Genomic DNA, 22,122 nt, shown 5'->3' on the forward strand with positions numbered 1-22,122 from the left:
AGATATCGCTTTTTTGCACCAAAAGCTGAGGAGCATTGGGTGACGGACGGCGATATTATTGCGGGGGCAGCGCGGCGCTCCGGGCGATATCGGTGGAAAGTCTGCGCCCTTCTATTTGCCGCCACCGCCATCAACTACATTGATCGTCAGATGATCGGGGTTCTGAAGCCCGCCATCCAGGCTGATCTGGGTTGGAGCGAGCGGCAATATGCCGACATCGTATTCTGGTTCCAGGCCGCTTATGCGGTCGGCTTTCTCCTGATGGGCCGATTGATCGACCGAGCGGGGGCCCGATTTGGCTATGCCATCGCGTTCGGCATATGGACGCTTGCCCATATGGCCCATGGCCTTGTGCATTCCGTCACACAGTTCGTCGTGGTGCGGTTCGCCCTCGGGCTGGGCGAAGCCGGAAATTTCCCGTCGGGGTTGAAGGCTGTGGCCGACTGGTTTCCACAGCGCGAGCGCGCCCTTGCCGTCGGCCTGTTCAACGCGGGGGCCAATGTGGGTGCCATCGTCACGCCGCTTGTCGTTCCCGCCATCGCGCTATCCTATGGTTGGCGTGCCGCGTTTGTCGTGACAGGTGCCTTCAGCGTGATCTGGTTAGGGGCCTGGCTCCTTATCTACAGGCGGCCCGAGGAGCATTCGCGAATAGACGAATCCGAACTCGCCCTGATCCGAAGCGATCCGCAACTCGTATCCGAAAGAATATCTTGGTCTAGACTGTTTCTGGTACGTGAAACCTGGGCATATGCCGTACCGAAATTCATGACCGATCCCGTCTGGTGGATGTTTCTATTCTGGTTGCCGGACTTTCTCGGCAAGCGATATGGTCTCGATCTGAAGGGTTTCGGGCTACCGTTGGTAGTCATCTACGTGATTTCGGACGCTGGCAGCGTGATCGGCGGCTGGATTTCGTCCCGTTGGATTCGGTCGGGATGGTCCCCCAATGCGGCACGCAAGACGACCATGTCGATCTGTGGCCTGGCGGTCTTGCCGATCATCACGGTTCAGTATGTGGACGGGCTTTGGCTTGCGGTGTCGCTTATCGGCCTTGCGGCTGCGGCGCACCAGGCTTTCTCCGCCAATCTGTTGACCTTGCCCTCCGACCTTTTCCCGCGCCAGGCGGTCGCATCGGTGGTCGGCATCGGCGGTACGGCAGGTGCGATCGGCGGTATGCTGATCGCCAAATTCGTGGGTTACGTGCTTGAGGCCACCGGAAGCTATGCGCTGATCTTTACCGTGGCGGGAACGGCCTATCTGGCCGCCCTGACGGCCTTACACCTGCTCAGCCCCAGATTGCAGCCGGCAAAGCTCAGCATGCCCGCGCAACCTTCTTGATCAAGGACTCCATCGTGTACGAAAAGACATATTACGCCACACATCCGCAGATGATGGACGGGGCATCCAATGGTGATCTTCGTGATCGATACCTCGTGTCCAATCTGTTCCGGCCGGGTGAACTTGTCCTGACCTATTCGCACGGCGAGCGGTTTGTGATCGGCGGTGCAGTGCCGGGCGACGCAATTCTGACGCTGCCGTCGCATAGCGAACCGCCCAGTGCTGCGGGTCAGGCCTTTCTGACGAGTCGCGAACTGGGTGTCGTCAATATCGGCAAAGGGCGCGGCATCGTCACGGTAGAAGGCGAGGCGATCACGCTGGACAGGTATGAAGCTCTTTACGTGCCGATGGGATCGCAAGTCGTCACTTTCGAGGGAGCGGGCGCGCGCTTCTACCTGCTGAGCGTACCCGCTCAGGTAGCCTATCCTCTTTGCAAGGTAACATTGGACGAGGCCAACCCGATGGAGCGGGGCAGCCTGGAAGGCTCAAACGCTCGAACCATCTACCAGCTGATCCTTCCCCATTTGTGCAAGAGTGCCTCCCTTTGCCTTGGCCTTACCAAATTGAAGCCGGGCAGCGTGTGGAACACTATGCCGCCGCACGTTCACGAGCGCCGTAGCGAAATCTATCTCTATTTTGACATGGATGACAATGACCGAGTGTTCCATTTCATGGGCCAGCCCGATCATTTGCGCCATCTGGTCATGGAGAATGAACAGGCGGTCATTTCGCCGCCCTGGTCGGTCCATATGGGGGCGGGGACGAGCAACTATACGTTCATTTGGGCAATGGCGGGGGAAAATATGGATTATGCCGATATGCAGGTGTGTGACATCTGCCAGTTGGTGTGACGGATCGGATGTTCGACCTTACGGGTCGCGTTGCGATCGTCACGGGTGCCAATACGGGCATTGGTCAGGCGATCGCCATTGCCTTAGCGGCGGCAGGTGCAGATATCGCGGCGGTCGGGCGAACGCCTGCCGAAGACACTGCCGAGCGTATCCACGCAATGGGGCGAAAGGTGGGACTGATCGCTGCCGACCTGTCGAGGGCGTCTCCGGCGGGTCGTATCGTGGCGGAAACCGTCGAGCGACTGGGCGGGCTCGACATTCTGGTCAACAATGCGGGGATCATCCGTCGGGCGGATGCGGTGGACTTCACCGAGGCCGACTGGGATGCGGTGATGGATACCAATTTGAAGTCCGCGTTCTTCCTGTCCCAGGCCGCCGCCCGTACGATGCTTCCCAAGGGCCGGGGTAAGATCATCAACATCGCCTCTATGCTGACCTTTCAAGGCGGCATCCGGGTGGCGAGCTATACCGCCGCAAAGAGCGGTATCGGCGGTTTGACCAAGCTGCTGGCCAATGAGTGGGCGTCCAGCGGCATTAACGTCAACGCGATTGCACCGGGGTATATTGCAACGAACAACACCAGGGCCCTGCGAGACGATGCGACGCGCCACCAATTGATCCTCGACCGTATTCCGGCCCATCGTTGGGGAGAGCCCGAGGATTTGGGAGGGGCTGCCGTTTTTCTGGCGTCCTCTGCGGCCGACTATGTCCATGGCCATATTCTGGCAGTCGATGGCGGCTGGCTGGCACGCTGAGTCGCTGAAGTTTGAAATTGTATGACAAGCCTGAGGATGCCGTGCGCATTCCCTTCGCCGGACATCCGACTTCGATCGATCGCTCAGATAAATGTCACGTCGAAGGCCGGGTAAAATCCTGTGTCTAAACAATAAAATTTCCGGTTTTGAATTTTGACCAAACGGTTCTGGCTATCTTAACCATATTCGCCTGCCGATAGGAGGCCATCGCGCATTGGCCTGACTAGGCGTCGCGTCGTTCTGGGGCGCGCAATCCCATAATCTGAGCGATCCAATAAATCCTGAAAATATAGGATCATAAGTTTTGCAGCGAAACTCCGTCGCGCTGCAACGACAGGATGACACATTCTTTCTCCCATTTTTGTAATACAACATTGCCAGAGACGCCGGTTTCGTATACAAAGATCGCAAGCAACGGGAGGAGGGAATATGGAATCCCTTAGGGAGCCCTGCGACTATACGGGTCGCAGGGAAGTGATACGTGCGGCTTTCGCATCAGCGGTCCTCGCCGGTGCGGTGATGACGGCGACACCCGCCAAGGCGCAAACCGCTGGCGATATCGACGCGCTTAATCTCGTCTTAAACATGGAATATCTCCTGGCTCAGTTCGAGAGCGCGGCGGTGGCGGCAGCCGTGCCGGCTGATCGTCTGACCGGGAACGGGATCGCCGGTGTCGCGGTACGTGGCGGAGCGGCGGTTTCCTTCTCCGACACCGTCTTGCGCTCAATGGTTCAGGAGATGGCGAACGACAATCGCAATCATCTGCTGCCGATCCGCAACGTCATCGGAGCGCTATCGGTCCGCCAGCCGCTGATCGATATCTCCGTTTCCCCAACCGCTCCGTTTTCGATGTTGATGCAGCAGGCCGGGGTTGTGGGCGCGGGGGTGACCTTCAATCCTTATGCATCGGAAGAAAACTTCCTGTATGCGATGTTCTTCCTGAAGAATGTCAGCGTCGCAACCTATCGCGGTCTGGCGTCGACGATCAGCAACCGCGTGGTGGTGCAGAATTTCACCGGCCTGCTGGGAGCCGAAGCGATCCACCTCGCCACGATCCGCAGCTACCTCTACGCCCGCGGCGCAACCAATCAGCGGTTGCGCGACAATGCCGACAAGATCGCTGCGTACCAGAACAGCCTGAATGGCGGCGGCGTCTTCCAGGGTGTGTCGCCGCGCACCCGAACGACTGCTGTGTCGGCTTCGCCCATCACGGTGGCCAATATCGCACCCGCGCAATCTGACGGCGCGGTAAGCGGCCGCTCGGCGGGGCAGATGCTCAATCAATTCTATCTTAGCAGCGCCGCGACCGCGTCCGGTGGTTTCTTTCCCGAGGGGGTCAACGGCACGATCCGTACCAGCGCCAGCGCCTGACCCGCTGCCTTCGTCTTGGAGGATACCCATATGAGAAACTCCGTCATTACAGACGCCGCCCACGCGTCGTCCTTTGCCGATGCGCCTGGGGGGCAAGCGCCGAATAGCGATCGCCGGCGCTTCCTGCGCCGTGCAGCGGTCGGTGCCGCGCTCGGGCAGGTCATGATTTTGGCAGGCTGCGGTGAGGGCGATCAGTCTCCGCTCGCCAAAACGAACCCGACACCGACGGCCACATCAACCCCGACGATCCTGCCCGTGACCGACACGGACATGCTCGTCCTGATGCTCCAACTCCATTATCTCCAGGCTGAGTTTTACAGCCGAGCGATTTTGGGGGCGCCGCTGCCCGCAAGTCTGACGAGCGGTTCCGGGATTGCAGGCGACGTAACGGGCCCCCGTGCGGTAACAATCGCGGACCCCATTCTGGCTGACATCTTGCGCGAGATTGCGGCGGAAAAGATCGACCAAGTCGTTCGTCTGCGCGCCGTGCTCGGTTCTTCGGCACCCGCCCGCCCCGCCATCAATCTGGCCACCGGCACGGACGGCGTATTCGGGCGATACAATGCGCTGGCCTCGGCGCCGACTTCCACCGTCAATTCGACGGCAAGCACGGCGGTGATCGGCGACGTCTACGCCAATCAAGAGCAATTTTTGCTGGGCGCCTTCCTGATCGAGGACGCGGTCATGGCGGGATGGCGCGGTGTGGCCACCCTGATGGTCAGTGCCAGCAATATCGATGTCGCGGCGGGCCTGTTGGGAACCAGCGCGGCCCATGCCGGGCTCATCCGCTCGCAATTGTTCGCGCGGGGGGGCGTTTCGGGCAGCCAGTTGCGCCAGTCGACGATCCGGTTGAGCGACATTCGCGACACCTTCGCCCCGGTCGACGACGATCGCGGGGTCGCCGCCGGTACCACCGGATCGGGCTTGGCCACGGCGGATATCAATCCGGCGGACGGTGATGGCGAAATCTATGGTCGCCTGCCCAACCTGACGATCAACACCTTCTACATGACTCAGGCAACGACGACCTCTGGAGGCTTCTTCCCGGCGGGGCTGAATGGCGTGTTGAAGCAAAGCAGCGCCAACAGCGGCTGACGCAACCGGGGGGTGCCGTCGTCCGCGCGACCAGAGCGTCGCCGCAGACCGGACAAGAAGGTCAATGGGGGAACAGGGATATGAGCCACACAGCTTTGCTCGTTCGAGCGTCGACGATGGCATTGATCGTCGCCGGGTGCGCGGCCGCCGGACCGGCTTTCGCGCAGGATTTGCCGCAGTTTGTGACAATGCCGCCGCGCCTGACTGCGCTCACCACGCTCGCGATGGTTCCGGGCCTGCCGCCGGAAGATGTCGAACAGGGCGGATCAAAAAAGGCCAGCAACAAGGCCGGTAACGACAAGCCCTTGCCCCCGCAGTCGGACAATGACGCGCTGCGGGACGAAAAGGACAAGGACGTCGTCGTCACCGGTGTTCGCAGCAGCTTGGCTCAGGCGCGCGACAAAAAGAAAAAGGCCGACACGATCGTCGACATCGTCGAGGCCGACGACATCGGCAAGCTGCCGAACAACACCGTCGGCGACGTGATCGCCTCTATCCCGGGCATCAATGTTTTCCGGCGCGAAGGCGAGGTCGACAATATTCAGCTGCGCGGTCTGGGCGGCGTGCAAACTACGATCGGCGGCACCCCGATCGAAAGCGGTGCGGCACGCGTCGCCTCGATCGCCGATCTGCCTTCCGACCTCGTCAAGTCGGTTGAGGTATACAAGACGCGAACGCCCGATCAGGTGGACGGTGCAGGCGCGGGCACGATCAACATCCAGTTCCGCCAGCCGACCGACTTCAACTACGGCTTCACCTTCAGCGGCAACGTTGCGGCGCGCTACAACAATCAGGCGCGTCAGTATAACCAGACCTATACCGGCATCGTGAACTATCGCTTCGAAACCGGGATCGGCGATCTGGGTGCGCAATTGGGTTTCACCTGGAACAAGAACCCGTTCCTGGAATCCCAGGCACGTAATGATCCGCTTGGACAGGTTCAGACGCGCCAGGTCGTCGGCCCGCAAATCCTGCCGCTGCCGACCTATGCGCCCAATCAGGTCTTCTTCCAGTACACGACCGGCGCACGCGCGACGCCCAGCTATAGCGCTTCGGTCCAGTGGACCAATGACAAGACCAGCATCGTGCTCGAAGGCAATTATGCGACGCCCAAATTCGATCGGCATACCAACCAGCTGTACATGCCGATCACGATCCAGGCGACGTCCACCAACGCCTTGCCCGCGCTAAGTAATATCACGCTGGTTCCGGGTACCAATCGCATCGCATCGGTCACCGTGTCGCCCGTCAATCAGGTGGGGCCGATCTCCTACCTGAACCAGGAGAACAGCGACAATTACCTGCTCAAACTGTCCGGACGGCATAGCGAGGATCGGTTCGACGCGACCACCGAGATTGCCGTCACCGGCAGCCACTTTGACCGATCGCAGCTGGAAACGCGCAATCGTTTCGTCAATCGGCCCGTCTATGACGTCGAATTCGCATCGGACAAGTTCCGCTTTCCGATGATGAACCTTCAGTTCCGCAATCTCGACTTGCTGGACCCCAATCAATATCGCTTCTTCGGCGTATTCGAAGACCGGCTGAGGGGCCAGAATAGCAGCATCTTTACCCGTGCCGACCTGACGTTGCGGACATTTGGCAATTTCATTGATCGGTTCCAGGTGGGTATGCGATTCACGCAGACGCAGCGGTCGCGCGACTATGGGAGCCGGAACGCCACCGCCCTGCAGATTCCGCTATCGGATCTGCCTGCGGGCTGGGGCAAACTGGTGCCGATCGCCGAGGGGTTCGGAGGAACCGGCGTCGTCAACAATGCGCGGTGGCTCAGCTATGATCGTTCCGCAGCGCGCGACGACTATGCCGCTCTGCGGCAGTTCCTCACGCCATTTTTCCCGGCCTTCGCGACGGATGAGCTTCCGGAAGACCGTTCGCAGTTCTTCCGGGCCACCGAACGCAGCGTCGCGGCCTATGCGACCGCATATTACAACACCAAGCTGATCTTCCCGATCAGCGGTTTGATCGGCGCGCGCATCACCAACTGGACCAGCTCCGCCTTGTCCTACAGTTCGCGGACCGTGCGCCGCGTGGTGAACGGCGTCACAACGGATACCTTGCTTGTCGAGCCTCTATCCGGTCGGGGCAATTATGTTTCGGTCGAGCCGACGGTCACGGCGATCATCAAGTTTTCCGACAAGTTTCAGACCCGGTTGTCTTATAATGTCGGTGTTCGCCGTCCGGACGTGAGCCTTGTGACCCCCTTTGTATCCTTTAGCGACGTCAACGGTTTCGGGTCCGCAGGCAACCCCAATCTGCGACCGGAGCGGACGACGCGCTACGACGCGATCTTCGAATATTATTTCGGGCGGGTCGGCCTCATCACGATCAATCCCTATTACTGGAAATTGAACGGCAGCATCACGAACTTCCAGACCGAGGAATTGCTCGAGAATGGGCAGGACGGGCGCCTTTATACCGTCAGCCGTCCGTATAATGCTGGCTCGGGATATCGGCGCGGCGTCGAGGCGCAGGCGCAGACCTTCTTCACTTTCCTGCCGGGCATTTTGAAGAATTTCGGCGCGAGTGCCAATTTCACTTATACCGAATCCGAACAGACCTATAACAGCCTGCCCGGCGCAAAATCATCCCCGCCGGTGAAGGCGCCAATCTTTGGTGTCGCCAAATATGTCTATAACGTTGCCGGGCTATTCGAACGAGGGTTGCTGAACGCGCGGGTAAGCTTCAATTATAATGGGACGCAACTCGATCAGCAATTTTCGCCGATAGAAAATTCGAGCTACATCATTCCACGAGAATGGATGGACGCGGCGATCAACTATACGATTCCCAACGGGCCGCTGAAGAACCTCGGGTTCTCGCTTCAGGTCCAGAACGTCCTGGCGAGCGCCCGGCGCAGCTTCTACGGCTATCCCGATCAGCCGCGCGACGTCATCTTCATGGCGCGGACCTATGGTGGCGTGATCCGCTACCGTTTCTAGGGTCAGGACGCGTTGATCATAGCCAGAAGCGCGCGGCACGGCGCTTTGGTCCGCCGCTGGCTCCGCTGAGGCGGTGCCAGCGGTTCGGGCTGGGGGCGACGTTGGGAAGATGCCGATCAAGACAGCCGCCGCATTCCCGCCCGCGCTGGTTCGGCGAAGGGCGGGAGAAGGTAAGCTCGAAACGCCAGTCAGACCCGCGGGGGCGAGGCCCGGCATCGTCAGCGTTCCCGCCCCGCCGGACGGTTCTGCACGGACGCGGCCAGCGTCTTGTCATAGAAGTTCGCCAGATCGGTATGGAGCTGGTGCAAGGCGTCCGGGTTGAGATAGATCATGTGCCCCGAGGGATAGTATTTGAAGCTGACATTGCCGCGCAATTTCTTGTCCAGCAGCATGTGCGAAATGTCGTATTCGGTGGCGAAGAACGGCGTCGCCATGTCGTACCACCCGTTCAAGGACAGGACCTTGAGATAGGGGTTGGTGCGGATCGCGGCGGCGAGATCGACGGCGACATCGGGGTTGTTCATCGGATAACCCGATCCCGGCGCCTTATGCTTCCAGTTCCAGTCGAAGTCCTTGAGGCCATAGGTGCCGATGCGATAATCCAGCCCCGGTTTGTAGTTCAGGTCGCGTTGCACATAGTCGCTGAACGTCGTGACGAACGCGCCGGAAATCGCGGTATCCGAGGCGTCGAAATCGGGATTCTCGCCAGCGGAGTCCGCATCGACCCCCGTATAGCGGCTGTCGAACCGTCCCACCGTCAGCGCCTGGTCGCGCAGCAGCTCCTTCTGGAAACGGCCGAGATCGACGCGCAGCTTGGCGCGCTTGATGAAGGTCGCAGACAGGCCGGTATAGGCGGCCATCCGGGTGGCAATCGCATCCTCCTCGGCATCGGACAGATCCTGTCCCTTGCTGAGCGCCTGCGCATAGGGACCGGCGGCGAAGGCGCGTACCTCCTTCAGAAAGGCCGGAAGATCGGCGGGCTTGTTCGCGAGGCGATCATGATACCATGCGGTCGCGGCATAGCTTGGCAGATAGCTGATATAGCTCTGGTCATAACCCTGCTGCTCGATGCCGTAGTTGAGGATCGACGAGAGCAGCACCACGCCGTTCAGCGCCATGCCCCGATCCTGCAACTGATAGGCGAGGGCCGCCGAGCGTGTCGTGCCATAGCTTTCGCCGAACAGGAATTTGGGGCTGGTCCAGCGGCCGTTCTTCGTCGTCCAGCGAAGGATCGTCTTGGCGAAGGCGTCGGCATCCTCGTCGACGCCCCAGAACTGCTTGCCCTTCGCATCGCCGAGCGGGCGTGAATAGCCGGCGCCGACCATGTCGATGAAGACGAGATCGGTCTTGTCCAGCAGCGTGTCCGGGTTGGGGCCAAAGCCATAGGGGGCGGGGCGGATATATTCGGGATTGGCGGTCTTCACCCGCACCGGCGCGAAAGACCCCATGTGCAGCCACACCGACGAGGAGCCGGGACCGCCATTGTAGAAGAAGGTCACCGGCCGCGTGCCGGGCGCGGCGCCGTCGAGCGTATAGGCGACGTAGAAGACGCTGGCGGTCGGCTTGGCGTCGTCGTCCTTGATCGTGACCGTCCCGGCGGTGGCATGATATTTGAGCGTGCGGCCATCGACGACGACGCTGTGCGCGGTCACGCTTTCCTGCTCCTTGGCGGGGGGCGCCACCCAGGCGTCGGCCAGATCCTGCGCCACCTTCTCGTCATGGATCGCAGCGGGAGACTTTCCGCCGGGCTGCGCGTCCTTGGGCGCATCCTGCGCCAGGGCGGGGGCTGCGATCGTCAGGGCGGTCAGGAGGGGGATCGTCAGAAGGCGCATGAGGCTATAAGTTCCTTTGATGAGGCTGAGGAAAGACGTGGAAGGCTAACCGGCGAAATGAACCACTCCGGCCATGGCGACGATGCCGCACAGGCTCGCCAGCCCGCTTGCCGCACCGGACCGTCCACACCGGCTGCGGGGCAGCAGTTCCGACGCGCCGATATAGAGGAAGCCACCGGCGAAGAGCGCAAGCAGCAGCGAGAAGCGTTCGAGATCGACGGGCACGGCCTGACCGATCGCGACACCGGCCAGCGGCGCGGCGGCATTGACGATGAGCCACCGATGCGTGCGTTCGGTCTTGCCCGCCAGCGTGCTCAAGCCGACCATGTTGGCGCCATCGGCCATGTCATGCGCGAGCACCGCGATCGCGACCAGCCAGCCGGTTGCGCTCGAAAGCTGAAAGGCGATGCCGATGCCGAGGCCGTCCATCACGCTGTGCAGGATCAGGCTGATCCGCCCCGCCGCACCGGCGGCTGGCATCCGGTGAAGCAGGATATAGAGGGCCACGCCAGCCACCGTCGCACCGAAGACGATGTCGGCGCCGTGTACGCTTTCGCCACTTTCCAGGGCCTCGGGCAATAGATCGAGAAGGGCCAGCCCGATGACCATGCCGCCGGTCAGCCCAAACAACAGGTCGCGCCGCTGCCCCCAGCGCATCGCCAGCCTGCCGCCGACATAGGTCGACAGGCTTGCCATCGCGCCGAGCAGGAAGGGCAGGGTCGTCACGGTCTCGGTTCAGACCAGAGCGGTGCGGAGCCGACATGCACGAGGATGTGGCCGGGCGAGAATGTCTGGCACGCGTTCGGACAAGCGGGCAGAGGCGCTATGAGCACGGGCATAGGGTTATAGGGCCACGACATGAACATTATACTATGTAATGAGATAACATAACTAAATGACATCTGGTCGTCAACGTAAATAGGCTGGCGGAACTGGCGCGTCGCAGCCTGGCGGGCACCGCCAAGCCACCCGATCGAGACCTGGCCCGACGGATACGCCAGCGCCAGCCTTCGTCCGTGGTCGGCGGGGGACCGCAATGGCCCCCCGCCGATGCCGGTCGTCAGAACCGGAAATTCGCGCCGAAGCGGAACGTCCGCCCCACCGCGCCGATCTGCGTATAGGTCGGATTATAGTTGGTCGCGGCATAGTTGCCCGCGTTCAACGGCGCCTTCTCGTCGGTCAGGTTGATGACGTCCATATAGAAGGTGAACTTGTCGTTGACCCGCACGCTGCCGACCAGGTCGACGTCGATGAAGCGGCGGACATGGCAGTTGAAGTTGGGGTCGGAACCGCCATAGGTGCTGCCGCCGTTGCAATCCATCGTGCCGAACTGGTCGAACCCGACCGCCTTGTAGCCCGACACGTAATAGGTGGTCGCGGTCAGCGAGTAGGGGCCGTAGTCGACGCTGTTCTGCCAGTTGCCGCGCCATTGCGGCGTGCCCGCACCCGACGAAGTCACATAGGGCGACTGGGTGCCGACAAAGTCGGTATAGGGTTGGTCCGCGCTCGGCTTGAACAGATAATGCAGAATGTAGGTCGCCTCGGCGCGGCTGGTGAAGCGCAGATCATCGCGATGCAACTGCACCTGCGCCGACACGTCGATGCCCGAGGTCTTGAGCGCCGCCGCATTGGCGAAGGGCGCATTGACGAACAGCGCGCGCGTCGGGGCGTTGGGGAAAGCGGGGTCGATGACGTCGGGCGTCACCGAATAGCCCGCGGGCATCGTGCCATTGCCGTAAAAGGCCGCCAGCGCCTGGTTGGACAGCGGACCGCCGGTGATCACGTCGGTCTTCTTGATGTTGTAATAGTCCGCGGTGAAGCTCAGCCAGGGCGTCGGCTGGACGACGGCCCCCGCCGTGAAGCTCTGCGACAATTCGGGCTTGATGTTGGGATTGCCGACCGTGTTGAACCCGATCGAATAGCTCTGGTTATAGGCGCTGCCGCCGGTGCAGCCGGTGGCCGTCGCGGTCGCGCCATGCTGGAGCTGGATCGAGCAGGGGGCCTTGGTCGAGGTGAAGCCGATGACCGTGCCCGCGCTTTCGGCGAAACTCGGCGCGCGGAAGCCCTTGGAGAAGGTGCCGCGCAGGGCCAGTTGCTTGAACGGCGTGAACTTGATCCCGACCTTGGGCGAGAAGCGGTTATAGCCTTCCTCATAATGGTCGTAGCGGCCCGATCCGTCGATCTCCAGGCTGGTGAGGATCGGCGCGTTGATCTCGAAATAGCCCGACTCCACGGTGCGATGGCCGATCGCCGAGAACTGGTTGAGGCCCAGCGTGGTCAGGTTCGGATTCTGGTTGGGATCGTTCTGCGCCTCGTAGCGGAAGGATCCGCCGACGCCGACCTGCAACGGGCCGCCGGGGAGTTGCACGACCTCCTTGGTGATCACGCCCTGGATCATGTCCAGGTCGGTCGTCGCCTGGGTATGGACCGCCGGGGACAGGGCGTTGCGGACCGCAGCGCTGTTCTGCGTCGGGTCGACGAAGTTATAGGTGCCGTTGTTGATCGCGTTGGTCAGCGCGGCCAGGTTCAGATAGCCGTTCTGGGTGATGTCGAGCCAGCTATGCGCGATCGTGCCCGACACCGAATAGGTCCAGCCGTCGCCGAACGCGCCGTCGATCCCGGCGGCGGCGCGCAGCACATGGTTCTTATAGTCGGACGAGGCGGGGATGTCGCCGAACAGATAGCGGATCGCGGCGGGCTGGCCCGACGCCGCATAGGGATTGTTCGGGTTCAACTGCCCATTGGCCAGCACCGCGGGCAAGACGATGTTCTGGGTGTTGATCGGGTTGATCGAGCGGATATTGGCCGGGCCGCCCGCCGCCAGAACCTCGTTCTGGTAATAAGAGGCCATCAGATAGGCCTGGGTCTGCGCGTTGACCTGCACCGTCGCATGGCCGGTCACGCCGAACCGGGTCTGTTCGGGGGCGATCTGGCCGTAATCGGCGACGGTGTTCTGGGTGCAGCCATTGCCCAGCGCGCCGCTGACCGGCGAGGTGGTGCCGGTGCAGCCATTGGGGTTCAGGACCTGGAAGGGGCCGTTGGCCACGCCCGAACCCGACAGGATGTTGCCGGGCGTCAGCTGCGTCGTCGGGGCGACCAGCGCGCTGGTCGTCGAACCGGGCACGACCGAGCCGGCCTGGTTGTTGTCGCCGCCAATGCGGGTCAGATCGGCGGTGTTGAACGGAAAGCCGCGATTGCGCGACCAGATCGGGTCGTCATGCTGATATTCGCCGCTGATATAGACGTTGAAGCCCTGCTCCTTCAGCTTGCCGGTGCCCAGCGTCAGGGTCGCGCGCTGCTCGCCGCCATCGCCGCGCTGGGTCACGCCGCCTTCCAGCGTGCCGGCGACGCCGGTGATTTCCTTCTTCATGATGATGTTGACCACGCCGCCGATCGCGTCGGCGCCATAGCTGGACGAGGCGCCGTCCTTCAGCACCTCGACCCGGTCGACGATCGCGTCGGGAATGGTGTTCAGGTCGACGAAGGAGCGCTGGCCGTCATCCGACAGCGGATAATTGGCGGTGCGCATCCCGTCGATGAGGGTCAGCGTCGAGTTGACGGTCAGGCCGCGCAGCGACACCGCCGAAGAACCTGCGCCGAAGCCATTGGCAAAGGCGGTCGGGATCGACCCGCTGCTGTCGGCCGAGATCGAACGGATCGCGTCCGAGACGTTGTTGATCCCGGCCTTCTTCAGATTGTCGGCCGACAGGATGGTGACCGGCGAGGGGGTTTCGGTATTGGTACGACGGAACAGCGTGCCGGTGACGACGATGTCCTTGCCATTGGTGTCGGACGGGGCAGCGGCGGGGGCGGTGCTGGCGGACGGCGCGCCCTGAGCCGGGGTGGCGTTATCCTGAGCCAACGCCGGGCTGGCCACCAGAAGGCTGCCGATCAGCACGGCGGGCGCGGCGGTTCCCCGCAACAGGGTTGCGCGGATGACGGATACGCTGGTCATGTCTCGATACTCCACCCTTTTTCCGTGACCTGTGGCCTCGGCAATATTTCGTAGGTGGACCTAGTATTGGTGGCGCGTTCCGGCTGTAAATGACGCCAATATTTCATGATCCAAAAGTCGCGCGGATGTTGCGCCGCTGACACGGAATGTGAAGTCGACGTTATATTGCGAATACCATTATGGGTTGAGCATATGTAGGGGAAAATACGACGCCTCCCTCTTGTGGCGCGTCTACGCTGCGGAGGTTAAGAGCGTCATCATGGCGATCGGTTCATAAAACTATTAGATTGGCGATGCTGGCAAGGCCGCGTTTTCCGTCCGCTTGCCAGGAGGCCCCGGAACGGCCTTCACACAATGATCCACGGACGTGGAAGCGGGCAGGCGTCGCGCTGACCCGATTGGCGTCATCGGGGCCTCCGGCAAACCCGGCGTGGTTCAGATCCGCCCGGCTGGCCGATGCGGGCGAACTCTTCGCCACCGCCGTTTCACTTCGGACTCTTCAAATGGTCGATAAGCGACCTGAGGGCGGCGGACACATGCCGGTGCCCCGAATAATAAAGGAACAATTCGCTGAACTGCGCGCGATAATCGGGCAGGCACCGGATCAGCCGCCCGCTGTCCAGATGGGCCCGCGCCCCCTCTTCGAAGACGAAGGCGAGGCCGGCGCCTTGCAGGGCGGCTTCGATCATGAGCGATTGATCGTTGAGGATCAGCGATCCCGCGACGTTCGTCTTGCTGATCTGGCCATTCCGCTCGAACATCCAGGGTGTCAACACGCCGCTCGGCAGCCGGTACAGGATGCAGCGGTGGTGCGCGAGGTCGTCCGGGCTCATCGGCAGGTCTCGCCCGGCCAGATAGGCGGGCGAGGCGAGGACCGCGAAGTGGAATGCCTGGTTCAGCCGCACCGCGATCATGTCCTGCTGCATGGCGATGCCGAACCGGATACCGGCGTCGTAACCCTCGGCGACGATGTCGACCATCTGGTCGTTCGCATCGATCTCCACCGACAAGCCGGGATAGGTCGTGGCCAGCGCGGTGACCGCCCCGATGATGCTGGCGCTGACCGACCGGGGCACGGTGATGCGAAGCGATCCATGCGGCTGGTCGCGGAAATCGTCGATCGCATCGACGGCGTGGTCGAGGTCGCCCAATGCCTGCTTCGCACGGGAATGCAGGACGCGACCGGCCTCGGTGAGCGAAACGCTGCGCGTGGTCCTGTTGAGCAGCCGAACCCCCAGCCGTTCCTCCAGCGTCCGGACCGCGTGGCTGAGCGTGGACCGGGTGACCCCGCGATCCAGCGCGGCCCGCTGAAAGCTGAGCCGGTCGGCGACGGCCACGAACGCGGCGATTTCCTGAAGATGTCGGCCCATTGTTCGATATCATTCACCAGCTCATTCGGGATTGTCCATCTAATCGTCGCAAGTCTTTGCGGCTAGAGATCGCATGTCAGGGGCAAGCAAGCGCCGGTCGGGGTGATCGAGCGGGATCAGGAGTCGTCTATGGCTGGCAGGGGTTCGTTGAGACGCGCTTGGCTTCCGCTGGTCGGCATCGCGACGATCGCCGGATCGCTGGGCGCGGCATTTGCCTGGAGCGCGGGACTGGTCGGCGACCGGATCACCACTTCGACCTTCCTGGCCGACACGCCGAAATCCTTTCCGGCAGGCTATCGCCGCGCGCATGGCAAGGGCATCTGCTTCGACGGGGTCTTCCGCGCGAGCGGGGCCGCCGCGTCGATTTCGACATCGCGCGTGTTTTCCCAAGCGCAGACACCGGCGATCGGTCGTTTCTCGATCGGAACGGCCGATCCCTATGCGCCGGACAATTCGACACGCACCGTCAGCATGGCCATGCTGATCGCCGCCGATGACGGTGAGCAATGGCGCATGAAAATGAACAATGAGCCGCTCTTCCCGACGCATGATGCGCAAGGCTTCCTCGCCCGCATCGCGGCCTTTGCGCCCGATCCGGCGACCGGCCAGCCCGATCCGGCGAAGGTCGCCGCATTCTACCGCGTCTATCCCGAGGCGCGCGGCGTCATCGAAGCGAAGGCCAGGGCGCCATGGCCCAGCAGCTTCGCGGGCGTGCATTATTATGCGATCCACGCCTATCTGTTCGTCGGCCCGGATGGCCGCCGCCAGCCGGTGCGATGGTGGTGGCGCCCGCATGCCGATTTCACCGGCTGGAGCGTCGAGGAGCGCGCCAAGGCCAATCGCGATCACCTGTTCAGGGATATTGCCGAGCGTTTGACGCACGGCCCGCTGCGCTGGGACCTCGTGCTGCAACTGGCCGAGCCGGGGGACCCCGTCGACGATCCGTCGCAGCCATGGCCCGCGACACGCAGGCAGATCGTCGGCGGCACGCTGGAGGTCACGCGTGTGGTCGACCAGGCCAAGGGGGCATGCCGGGACGTCAATTTCGATCCGACGCTGGTGCCGAAGGGTATGGCGCTGACGAACGATCCGGTGCTGGCCGCGCGCGGCGGGATCTACGCGCATTCCTATAACGCCCGCCTGCGCGAGATCGGCTATGGCCGGGCCACCGATGCGGTCGGCAGGAAGGACGGCCGATGACGGACAAGAGGCATTTCAATCGGCTGGCGCGGGTGCTGCATTGGGCGATGGCGGCGGCGATCTTCGCCATGCTGTTCATCGGTGTCAGCATGACGACGTCGCTGACCTGGCGTCCGGCCCTGCTCGACCTGCACCAGCCGCTCGGGCTCGCCATCCTGCTGCTGGTCGTCGTCCGGCTGGCCAACCGGTTGCGTCACGGTGCACCGCCGCTACCGGCCGAGACACCCCGCTGGCAGGCGCTGGCGGCGCTGGGCAGCCACTGGATGCTATACGGCCTGATGGTCCTGATCCCGCTCCTCGGCTGGGGGATGCGGTCGGCCGGGGGCTGGCCGGTCAGGATGATCAAGGGATGGAATGTGCCGCCGATCGCCCCGGTCGACCCGACGCTCTATGCCCTTTTGCGCGATGCCCATGGCATTCTGGCCTGGTTGCTGTTCGCCGTGGTGATCGCTCATCTTTCGGCGGCTCTGCTGCACGGCTGGGTTTACCGCGACGGCGTGTTCTCCTCGATGGTGCGATCCCGTTAGGCGATCGGCCTGACGCCGTCGCGTGCGCCCACAGCCTTCCTCAAACACCCTCCGGCCACTGCGCCGAACACCGACACAGTCAGAGAAAGAGAAGCGACCAATGGCCATTCTGTTGACGGGAAGCACCGGCCATACGGGTATGGACGTCGCCCGCATGCTCGCGTCGCAAGCTGTTCCGGTAAGGGCTTTGACGCGCTCGCCCGACAAGGCCCGCTTCCCGGCCGGTGTGACGCCGGTGCAGGGCGACCTGTCCGATATCGAGGTCATGCGGAGCGCGCTCGAGGGGGTTGAGACGCTTTTGCTGGTGGCGCCCAACGTTCCGGACGAACTGAACCAGACGCTTACCGCGCTCGCTCTGGCCCGGGACGCGGGTGTGCGCGGGATCGTTTATCTGTCGGTCTTCGAATGCGATCGTCATGCCGACGTTCCGCATTTCGCCTGCAAGGTCGCGGCGGAACGGATGATCGAACGATGCGATCTGCCCGCGACGACCCTACGCTCCGCCTATTTCATGCAGAACGACCTGGGGCAGAAGGCGCAGCTGCTGGATCATGGGGTCTATGGCATGCCGCTGGGCCATGTCGGCATTGCGGCCGTCGATACCCGCGACCTTGCCGAGATCGCGGCCAAGCAGCTCCTGCGGCGCCACGCGGCCCCGACCCCGCTGCCCAGGGACAGCTATAATATCGTCGGTCCGGACGATCTGACGCCGGAGACGATCACGCGGATCTGGAGCGAAGCCCTTGGCCGTGCCGTGACCTATGCCGGTGACGATCTGGATGTGTTCCAGGATCGGCTCAAGCCGTTCGTGCCAGCGGGGTTCGCTTACGATCTGGCGCTGATGCTTCGCGCCTTCCAGCGTCATGGCGCCCGCGCCAGCGCCGAAGACCTTTCGACCATGACGACATTGCTGGGCCGCGCGCCGAGGCGCTATGCGGCGTTCGCTGCGGAGACTGCGGAGGCTTGGAAAAGCGCACCGGCTCAGGATCGACCCGATTGAACAGGATGGTCGCCGATGCCCTAGATATGGCTTTCCACCGTCACCAGCGGGCGCTGACCATCATGTCGTCGAACAGATGCGCGCCCAGCATCGCCAGAGCGCTCCCCGCGCTGGCGCTCAGGAAGCCGGCGGTGGCCAGTTCGGCCGGCAGGAGATGCGCCGCCATCGCGGTGGAGGGGAGGGCGCAAAGCGTCCGGATCGCCAGATAGGCGAGCCCGCAGAGAATGGCTCCGAGAGCACGCAGGCCCAGATCGGCGCGTCGGGAGCGATGCCATTTTGCCATGCCACAATCCTTGTTGCGGCTGTCCACCTATCGGGCGCGGCATAGCATTTCGAGCGCGGTTTCGCCCTTTCGCATAGTGCGCGCATAGGGTTGGGGCTATGCCTCCACCGCAGCGCGGCGGGGAAGCGTGATGCCGCCGTCCGCGACTCGCCCGGCCCCCACCGCCTCCCCGATCAGCAGCAGCGCGGGGTCCCTGTCGCCGATCGTGCGGGTCAGGAAGCCGAGCGCGTCGAGGCGGCCGGTGATCAGTCGCTCCGAGGGGAGCGAGACGTTGACCGCGATCATCACCGGCGTCTCCGGCGCCATGCCCGCCGCCATCAGCTGTCGGGCGATCTCCGGCGCGGCGGCGCGGCCCATATAAACCGCCAGCGTCGCATCGGGCGCGGCCAGCGCCTGCCAGTCGAGCGAAAGCGGCTCGCCCTCGCGCAGATGCGCGGTCACCAGGGTCAGGCGGCGCGACAGGCCGCGCAGCGTCAGCGAGATCATGCCCGATGCCGCCGCCGCGCTGGCCGCGGTGATGCCGGGGCAGATCCGAACCGGGATACCGGCGGCGCGGCACGCGTCGATCTCCTCGGTCGAGCGGCCGAAGATCGACGGATCGCCGCCCTTCAACCGGACCACGCGCCGCCCTGCGCGCGCCGCCGCGACGATCAAGCTGTCGATCGTCCCCTGGTCCTTGGAATGACGGCCCGAGCGTTTGCCGACGCTCGCCCGTTCGGCGGTGTCGGGGACGAGCGCCAGGATATCGGGTCCCACCAGCGCGTCGTAGAAGACGATGTCGGCGGCGGCGATCAGGCGTTCGGCCTTGCGGGTCAGCAGGTCGGGATCGCCGGGACCCGCACCGACCAGCCAGACCGAACCGGCGGGAAAATCATCCATGCGCATGGGCGGGCTCCTGGGCTTCGGTGAGCAGGCGGGCAAGGGCGGGGCGGCACGATCCGCAATTGGTGCCCGCGCCCAGAGCCGCGCCGATCGCGGCGACATCGGTCAGTTTCTGGTCGCGGATCGCGGCGACGATGGTCCGCACGCCGATATCGAAACAGGCGCAGACGATCGCGCCGCGATCGACCGGCGCACCGGGCGCGCGACCCGCAAGGACGGTGGGGGCGACCTCGCTGGCGCTCAACTGCGCGATCAGCCAATCGCGTGTCGGCAATTCGCCGCGTTCGGTCAGGAACAGGGCGGCAGCAAGCTGACCGTCGGCGATCACCGCGATCCGGTGCGATCCCCGCGCGGGATCGGTGGCCTCGATCCGCTGGCCCTTGGGGAGCATCGTCTCCAGTGCCCCGGCATCGCCGTCGCCCGCCACTTCCCACAACCAGCCGCCGGGAATCGCGACCCGCGTTGCCCAGAGGCAATCCGGCGTCGCGCGGGCCTCCCCCGACAGGATGACGAAGCCGCGCCAGCGGGTCGCGACGGGGGTGATGGCGGCGGGGGTGCGCTTGAAGCCAGGCTGGCCCGAATAGGGGTCGGTCAGCGGGCGGGAAAGCAGCCCGGTGCGGCCGCCGGTCGCGGTCTGGTCGGTCCAGTGGATCGGCACGAACAGCTCGCCCGGCCGTTGCCCGGCGCTGACCGAGACGCGGTAGAGGCTCGTTCCCTGCGGCGTGCCGACCCGCGCCAGCCCGCCATCGGTCAGGTCCAGCCGCGCGGCATCGTCGGGATGGACCTCGACCAGCGGTTCTTCGCGGTGACGCGCCAGCTTGGGGGCCAGGCCGGTGCGGGTCATCGTGTGCCAATGATCGCGGTAGCGGCCCGTGTTGAGCGTCATCGGCCAGTCGCGCAGCGGCTCGGGGAGCGTCTTCTGTGCGACGGGAACCAGCCGGGCGCGGCCGTCCGGCGTGGGGAAACGGCCATCGGCAAAGGGCACGCCGCCCCAGCGGAACGGCTGCATCGCGTCATAATCGGCATTGCCGCCGCTCGACCGGCCGGGCAGCGCAAACAGGCGTGAACCGTCGTTTTCATAATGGGACAGGCGGCAATGCTCGCGCCAGATCTCGGCCGGGCGGTCATAGGCGAAGGCGGTCTTCCACCCCATGCGGCGGCCGACTTCCTTGACGATCCACCAGTCGGGCCGGGCCTCGCCGGGCAGGGGAAACAGTGCCCGCTGGCGGCTGACCGTGCGGTCGCTATTGGTGACGGTGCCGTCCTTCTCGCCCCAGGCGGCGGCGGGCAGGCGGACATGCGCGTTCACCGAGCTGTCGGTTTCGGCGATCACATCGCTGACCACCACGAAGGGGCAGGCGGCCAGCGCCTCGCGCACCGACCCGGCGTCGGGCATCGAGACGGCGGGGTTGGTCGCCATGATCCATAGCGCCTTGATCCGGCCCTGGCCCAGTTCGCGGAAGAGATCGACCGCCTTCAGGCCCGGCTTGGGCGCGATGGCGGGGGAGGCCCAGAAACGCTGCACGCGGGCGCGATTCTCGGGCGCGAAGTCCATATGCGCGGCCAGCGTCGAGGCGAGCCCGCCGACTTCGCGACCGCCCATCGCATTGGGCTGGCCGGTGATCGAGAAGGGGGCCGCGCCGGGCTTGCCGATCCGTCCCGTCGCAAGGTGCAGGTTGAGGATCGCGTTCACCTGATCGGTGCCCGTGACCGACTGGTTGATACCCTGGCTGAACATCGTCACCGTGCGCGGCGTGGCGGCGAACAGCTCGTAGAATCGGCGCAGGTCGGCGGGCGCGACGTCGCAGGTCCTGGCGACCGACCACAGGTCGCTGCCCGCTTCCAGCGCCGCCCAGAAATCCTCCGGCACCGCGACCGAGGCGGAGAGGAAGTCCGCGTCCACCACGCCCGCGGCACGTGCCCAGGCGAGGGCGCCGTTCATCAGCGCCACGTCGCTGCCCGGCCGGATGGCGAGGTGAAGGTCGGCCTGCTCCGCCGTTTCGGTGCGGCGCGGGTCGATGACGACGAGCTTCGCGCCCGCATCGCACCGGGCACGGATGCGCTGATAGACGATCGGGTGGCACCAGGCGGTGTTGCTGCCGACCAGTATGATCAGGTCGGCCTCGTCGAGATCGTCATAGCTGGCGGGCACGATATCCTCGCCGAATGCGCGATTGTGACCCGCCACCGCGCTCGACATGCACAGCCGCGAATTGGTGTCGATATTGGCCGAGCCGATGAATCCCTTCATCAGCTTGTTGGCGACGTAATAATCCTCGGTCAGCAACTGGCCCGAGACGTAGAAGGCCACGCTGTCCGGCCCATGCTGCGCGATGGTGTCGCGAAAGCGTTTCGCGACAAGGTCCAGCGCCTTGTCCCAGCTCGCGCGGCGCTTGCCGATCATCGGGTGGAGCAGGCGACCCTCCAGGCCGACCGTCTCGCCCAGATGGGTGCCCTTGGAGCAGAGCCTGCCCTGATTGGCGGGATGGTCGGGATCGCCCTCGATCCGCACCTGCCGGTCGCCGGTCACGGTCGCGCGGATGCCGCAGCCGACGCCGCAATAGGCGCAGGTGGTCTTGATGGTCATTAGCCCTCTCCCCCTCGGGGAGAGGGTTGGGTGAGGGGCAGGGGCCTCGCAGAGGGGTTCGGCTCGGTGAGACACCCGCCCCTCACCCCGACCCTCTCCCCGGAGGGGAGAGGGAG

The 22,122-nt window shown here is 63.8% G+C and carries 16 protein-coding genes; 9 read left to right on the plus strand and 7 right to left on the minus strand.

Annotated features, from left to right (window positions below):
- Positions 1–39 precede the first annotated feature (39 nt).
- The 6 genes from QE385_RS17780 to QE385_RS17805 all read left to right on the plus strand — a co-directional run bounded on the left by QE385_RS17780 (position 40) and on the right by QE385_RS17805 (position 8,370).
- The gene (locus QE385_RS17780; RefSeq protein WP_307104124.1) at positions 40–1,338 is read left to right on the plus strand and encodes an MFS transporter; all 1,299 of its coding nucleotides are present in this window, start codon (positions 40–42) and stop codon (positions 1,336–1,338) included.
- 14 nt (positions 1,339–1,352) lie between these two features.
- Positions 1,353–2,189: a 5-dehydro-4-deoxy-D-glucuronate isomerase gene (gene kduI, locus QE385_RS17785; protein ID WP_307104126.1), complete on the plus strand. Its 837-nt coding sequence runs from the start codon at positions 1,353–1,355 to the stop codon at positions 2,187–2,189.
- Positions 2,190–2,197: 8 nt separating this feature from the next.
- Positions 2,198–2,944, plus strand: a complete 747-nt coding sequence (kduD, locus tag QE385_RS17790; protein WP_307104128.1) for a 2-dehydro-3-deoxy-D-gluconate 5-dehydrogenase KduD — start codon at positions 2,198–2,200, stop codon at positions 2,942–2,944.
- A 519-nt stretch (positions 2,945–3,463) separates the two neighbouring features.
- Positions 3,464–4,315 (plus strand): ferritin-like domain-containing protein, encoded by an 852-nt coding sequence (locus QE385_RS17795; RefSeq protein ID WP_307104131.1) that lies wholly within the window; start codon positions 3,464–3,466, stop codon positions 4,313–4,315.
- 30 nt (positions 4,316–4,345) lie between these two features.
- On the plus strand, positions 4,346–5,410 hold the full coding sequence (locus QE385_RS17800) for a ferritin-like domain-containing protein (protein ID WP_307104133.1): 1,065 nt from the start codon (positions 4,346–4,348) through the stop codon (positions 5,408–5,410).
- A 116-nt stretch (positions 5,411–5,526) separates the two neighbouring features.
- Positions 5,527–8,370, plus strand: a complete 2,844-nt coding sequence (locus QE385_RS17805) for a TonB-dependent receptor (protein WP_307104135.1) — start codon at positions 5,527–5,529, stop codon at positions 8,368–8,370.
- Positions 8,371–8,588: 218 nt separating this feature from the next.
- On the opposite strand, the gene QE385_RS17810 is transcribed toward QE385_RS17805, so the two are convergent.
- The 4 genes from QE385_RS17810 to QE385_RS17825 form a co-directional block, all read right to left on the minus strand.
- Positions 8,589–10,202: a S10 family peptidase gene (locus tag QE385_RS17810; protein ID WP_307104137.1), complete on the minus strand. Its 1,614-nt coding sequence runs from the start codon at positions 10,200–10,202 to the stop codon at positions 8,589–8,591.
- Between the two features lie 45 nt (positions 10,203–10,247).
- Positions 10,248–10,928 carry a ZIP family metal transporter gene (locus QE385_RS17815; protein ID WP_307104139.1) on the minus strand — a complete coding sequence of 227 codons (681 nt, stop codon included), beginning with the start codon at positions 10,926–10,928 and terminating at the stop codon, positions 10,248–10,250.
- A gap of 334 nt (positions 10,929–11,262) precedes the next feature.
- Positions 11,263–14,157: a TonB-dependent siderophore receptor gene (locus QE385_RS17820; RefSeq protein ID WP_307104141.1), complete on the minus strand. Its 2,895-nt coding sequence runs from the start codon at positions 14,155–14,157 to the stop codon at positions 11,263–11,265.
- Positions 14,158–14,642: 485 nt separating this feature from the next.
- Positions 14,643–15,527 (minus strand): LysR family transcriptional regulator, encoded by an 885-nt coding sequence (locus tag QE385_RS17825; RefSeq protein ID WP_307104144.1) that lies wholly within the window; start codon positions 15,525–15,527, stop codon positions 14,643–14,645.
- A gap of 147 nt (positions 15,528–15,674) precedes the next feature.
- Here QE385_RS17825 and QE385_RS17830 point away from each other — a divergent pair, with 147 nt between their 5' ends.
- The 3 genes from QE385_RS17830 to QE385_RS17840 are packed head-to-tail and all read left to right on the plus strand — an operon-like array spanning position 15,675 to position 18,254.
- Positions 15,675–16,727, plus strand: a complete 1,053-nt coding sequence (locus tag QE385_RS17830; RefSeq protein ID WP_307104146.1) for a catalase family peroxidase — start codon at positions 15,675–15,677, stop codon at positions 16,725–16,727.
- Entirely contained in the window at positions 16,724–17,254 is a 531-nt protein-coding gene (locus QE385_RS17835; RefSeq protein WP_307104148.1) for a cytochrome b, read from the plus strand. The genes QE385_RS17830 and QE385_RS17835 overlap by 4 nt, the downstream gene beginning before the upstream one ends.
- A 22-nt stretch (positions 17,255–17,276) precedes the next feature.
- Positions 17,277–18,254, plus strand: a complete 978-nt coding sequence (locus tag QE385_RS17840) for an SDR family oxidoreductase (protein ID WP_307104150.1) — start codon at positions 17,277–17,279, stop codon at positions 18,252–18,254.
- A 40-nt stretch (positions 18,255–18,294) separates the two neighbouring features.
- Here the strand turns inward: QE385_RS17840 and QE385_RS17845 are convergent, their stop codons facing one another.
- From QE385_RS17845 to QE385_RS17855, 3 genes are all read right to left on the minus strand, one after another.
- Complete coding sequence (locus QE385_RS17845; RefSeq protein ID WP_307104152.1) at positions 18,295–18,537, minus strand: hypothetical protein; 243 nt, start codon at positions 18,535–18,537, stop codon at positions 18,295–18,297.
- 96 nt (positions 18,538–18,633) lie between these two features.
- The gene (gene cobA, locus QE385_RS17850) at positions 18,634–19,416 is read right to left on the minus strand and encodes a uroporphyrinogen-III C-methyltransferase (RefSeq protein ID WP_373424735.1); all 783 of its coding nucleotides are present in this window, start codon (positions 19,414–19,416) and stop codon (positions 18,634–18,636) included.
- On the minus strand, positions 19,409–22,006 hold the full coding sequence (locus tag QE385_RS17855) for a nitrate reductase (protein ID WP_307104157.1): 2,598 nt from the start codon (positions 22,004–22,006) through the stop codon (positions 19,409–19,411). Before QE385_RS17855 ends, cobA begins: the two co-directional genes overlap by 8 nt.
- Positions 22,007–22,122: the final 116 nt, after the last annotated feature.

Origin of the sequence: Sphingomonas sp. SORGH_AS_0950 (assembly GCF_030818415.1) — a bacterium.
In the GTDB taxonomy this organism is placed as follows: Bacteria; Pseudomonadota; Alphaproteobacteria; order Sphingomonadales; family Sphingomonadaceae; genus Sphingomonas.

Excerpts from the sequence above, each read along its gene's own strand:
- QE385_RS17835 (WP_307104148.1), top strand. The coding sequence starts at position 16,724 with ATGACGGACAAGAGGCATTTCAATCGGCTGGCGCGGGTGCTGCATTGG.
- QE385_RS17795 (WP_307104131.1), top strand. The coding sequence starts at position 3,464 with ATGACGGCGACACCCGCCAAGGCGCAAACCGCTGGCGATATCGACGCG.
- QE385_RS17810 (WP_307104137.1), bottom strand. The coding sequence starts at position 10,202 with ATGCGCCTTCTGACGATCCCCCTCCTGACCGCCCTGACGATCGCAGCC.
- QE385_RS17820 (WP_307104141.1), bottom strand. The coding sequence starts at position 14,157 with ATGACCAGCGTATCCGTCATCCGCGCAACCCTGTTGCGGGGAACCGCC.
- kduD (WP_307104128.1), top strand. The coding sequence starts at position 2,198 with ATGTTCGACCTTACGGGTCGCGTTGCGATCGTCACGGGTGCCAATACG.
- QE385_RS17800 (WP_307104133.1), top strand. The coding sequence starts at position 4,346 with ATGAGAAACTCCGTCATTACAGACGCCGCCCACGCGTCGTCCTTTGCC.
- QE385_RS17855 (WP_307104157.1), bottom strand. The coding sequence starts at position 22,006 with ATGACCATCAAGACCACCTGCGCCTATTGCGGCGTCGGCTGCGGCATC.
- QE385_RS17845 (WP_307104152.1), bottom strand. The coding sequence starts at position 18,537 with ATGGCAAAATGGCATCGCTCCCGACGCGCCGATCTGGGCCTGCGTGCT.
- cobA (WP_373424735.1), bottom strand. The coding sequence starts at position 19,416 with ATGGATGATTTTCCCGCCGGTTCGGTCTGGCTGGTCGGTGCGGGTCCC.
- QE385_RS17805 (WP_307104135.1), top strand. The coding sequence starts at position 5,527 with ATGGCATTGATCGTCGCCGGGTGCGCGGCCGCCGGACCGGCTTTCGCG.
- QE385_RS17825 (WP_307104144.1), bottom strand. The coding sequence starts at position 15,527 with ATGGGCCGACATCTTCAGGAAATCGCCGCGTTCGTGGCCGTCGCCGAC.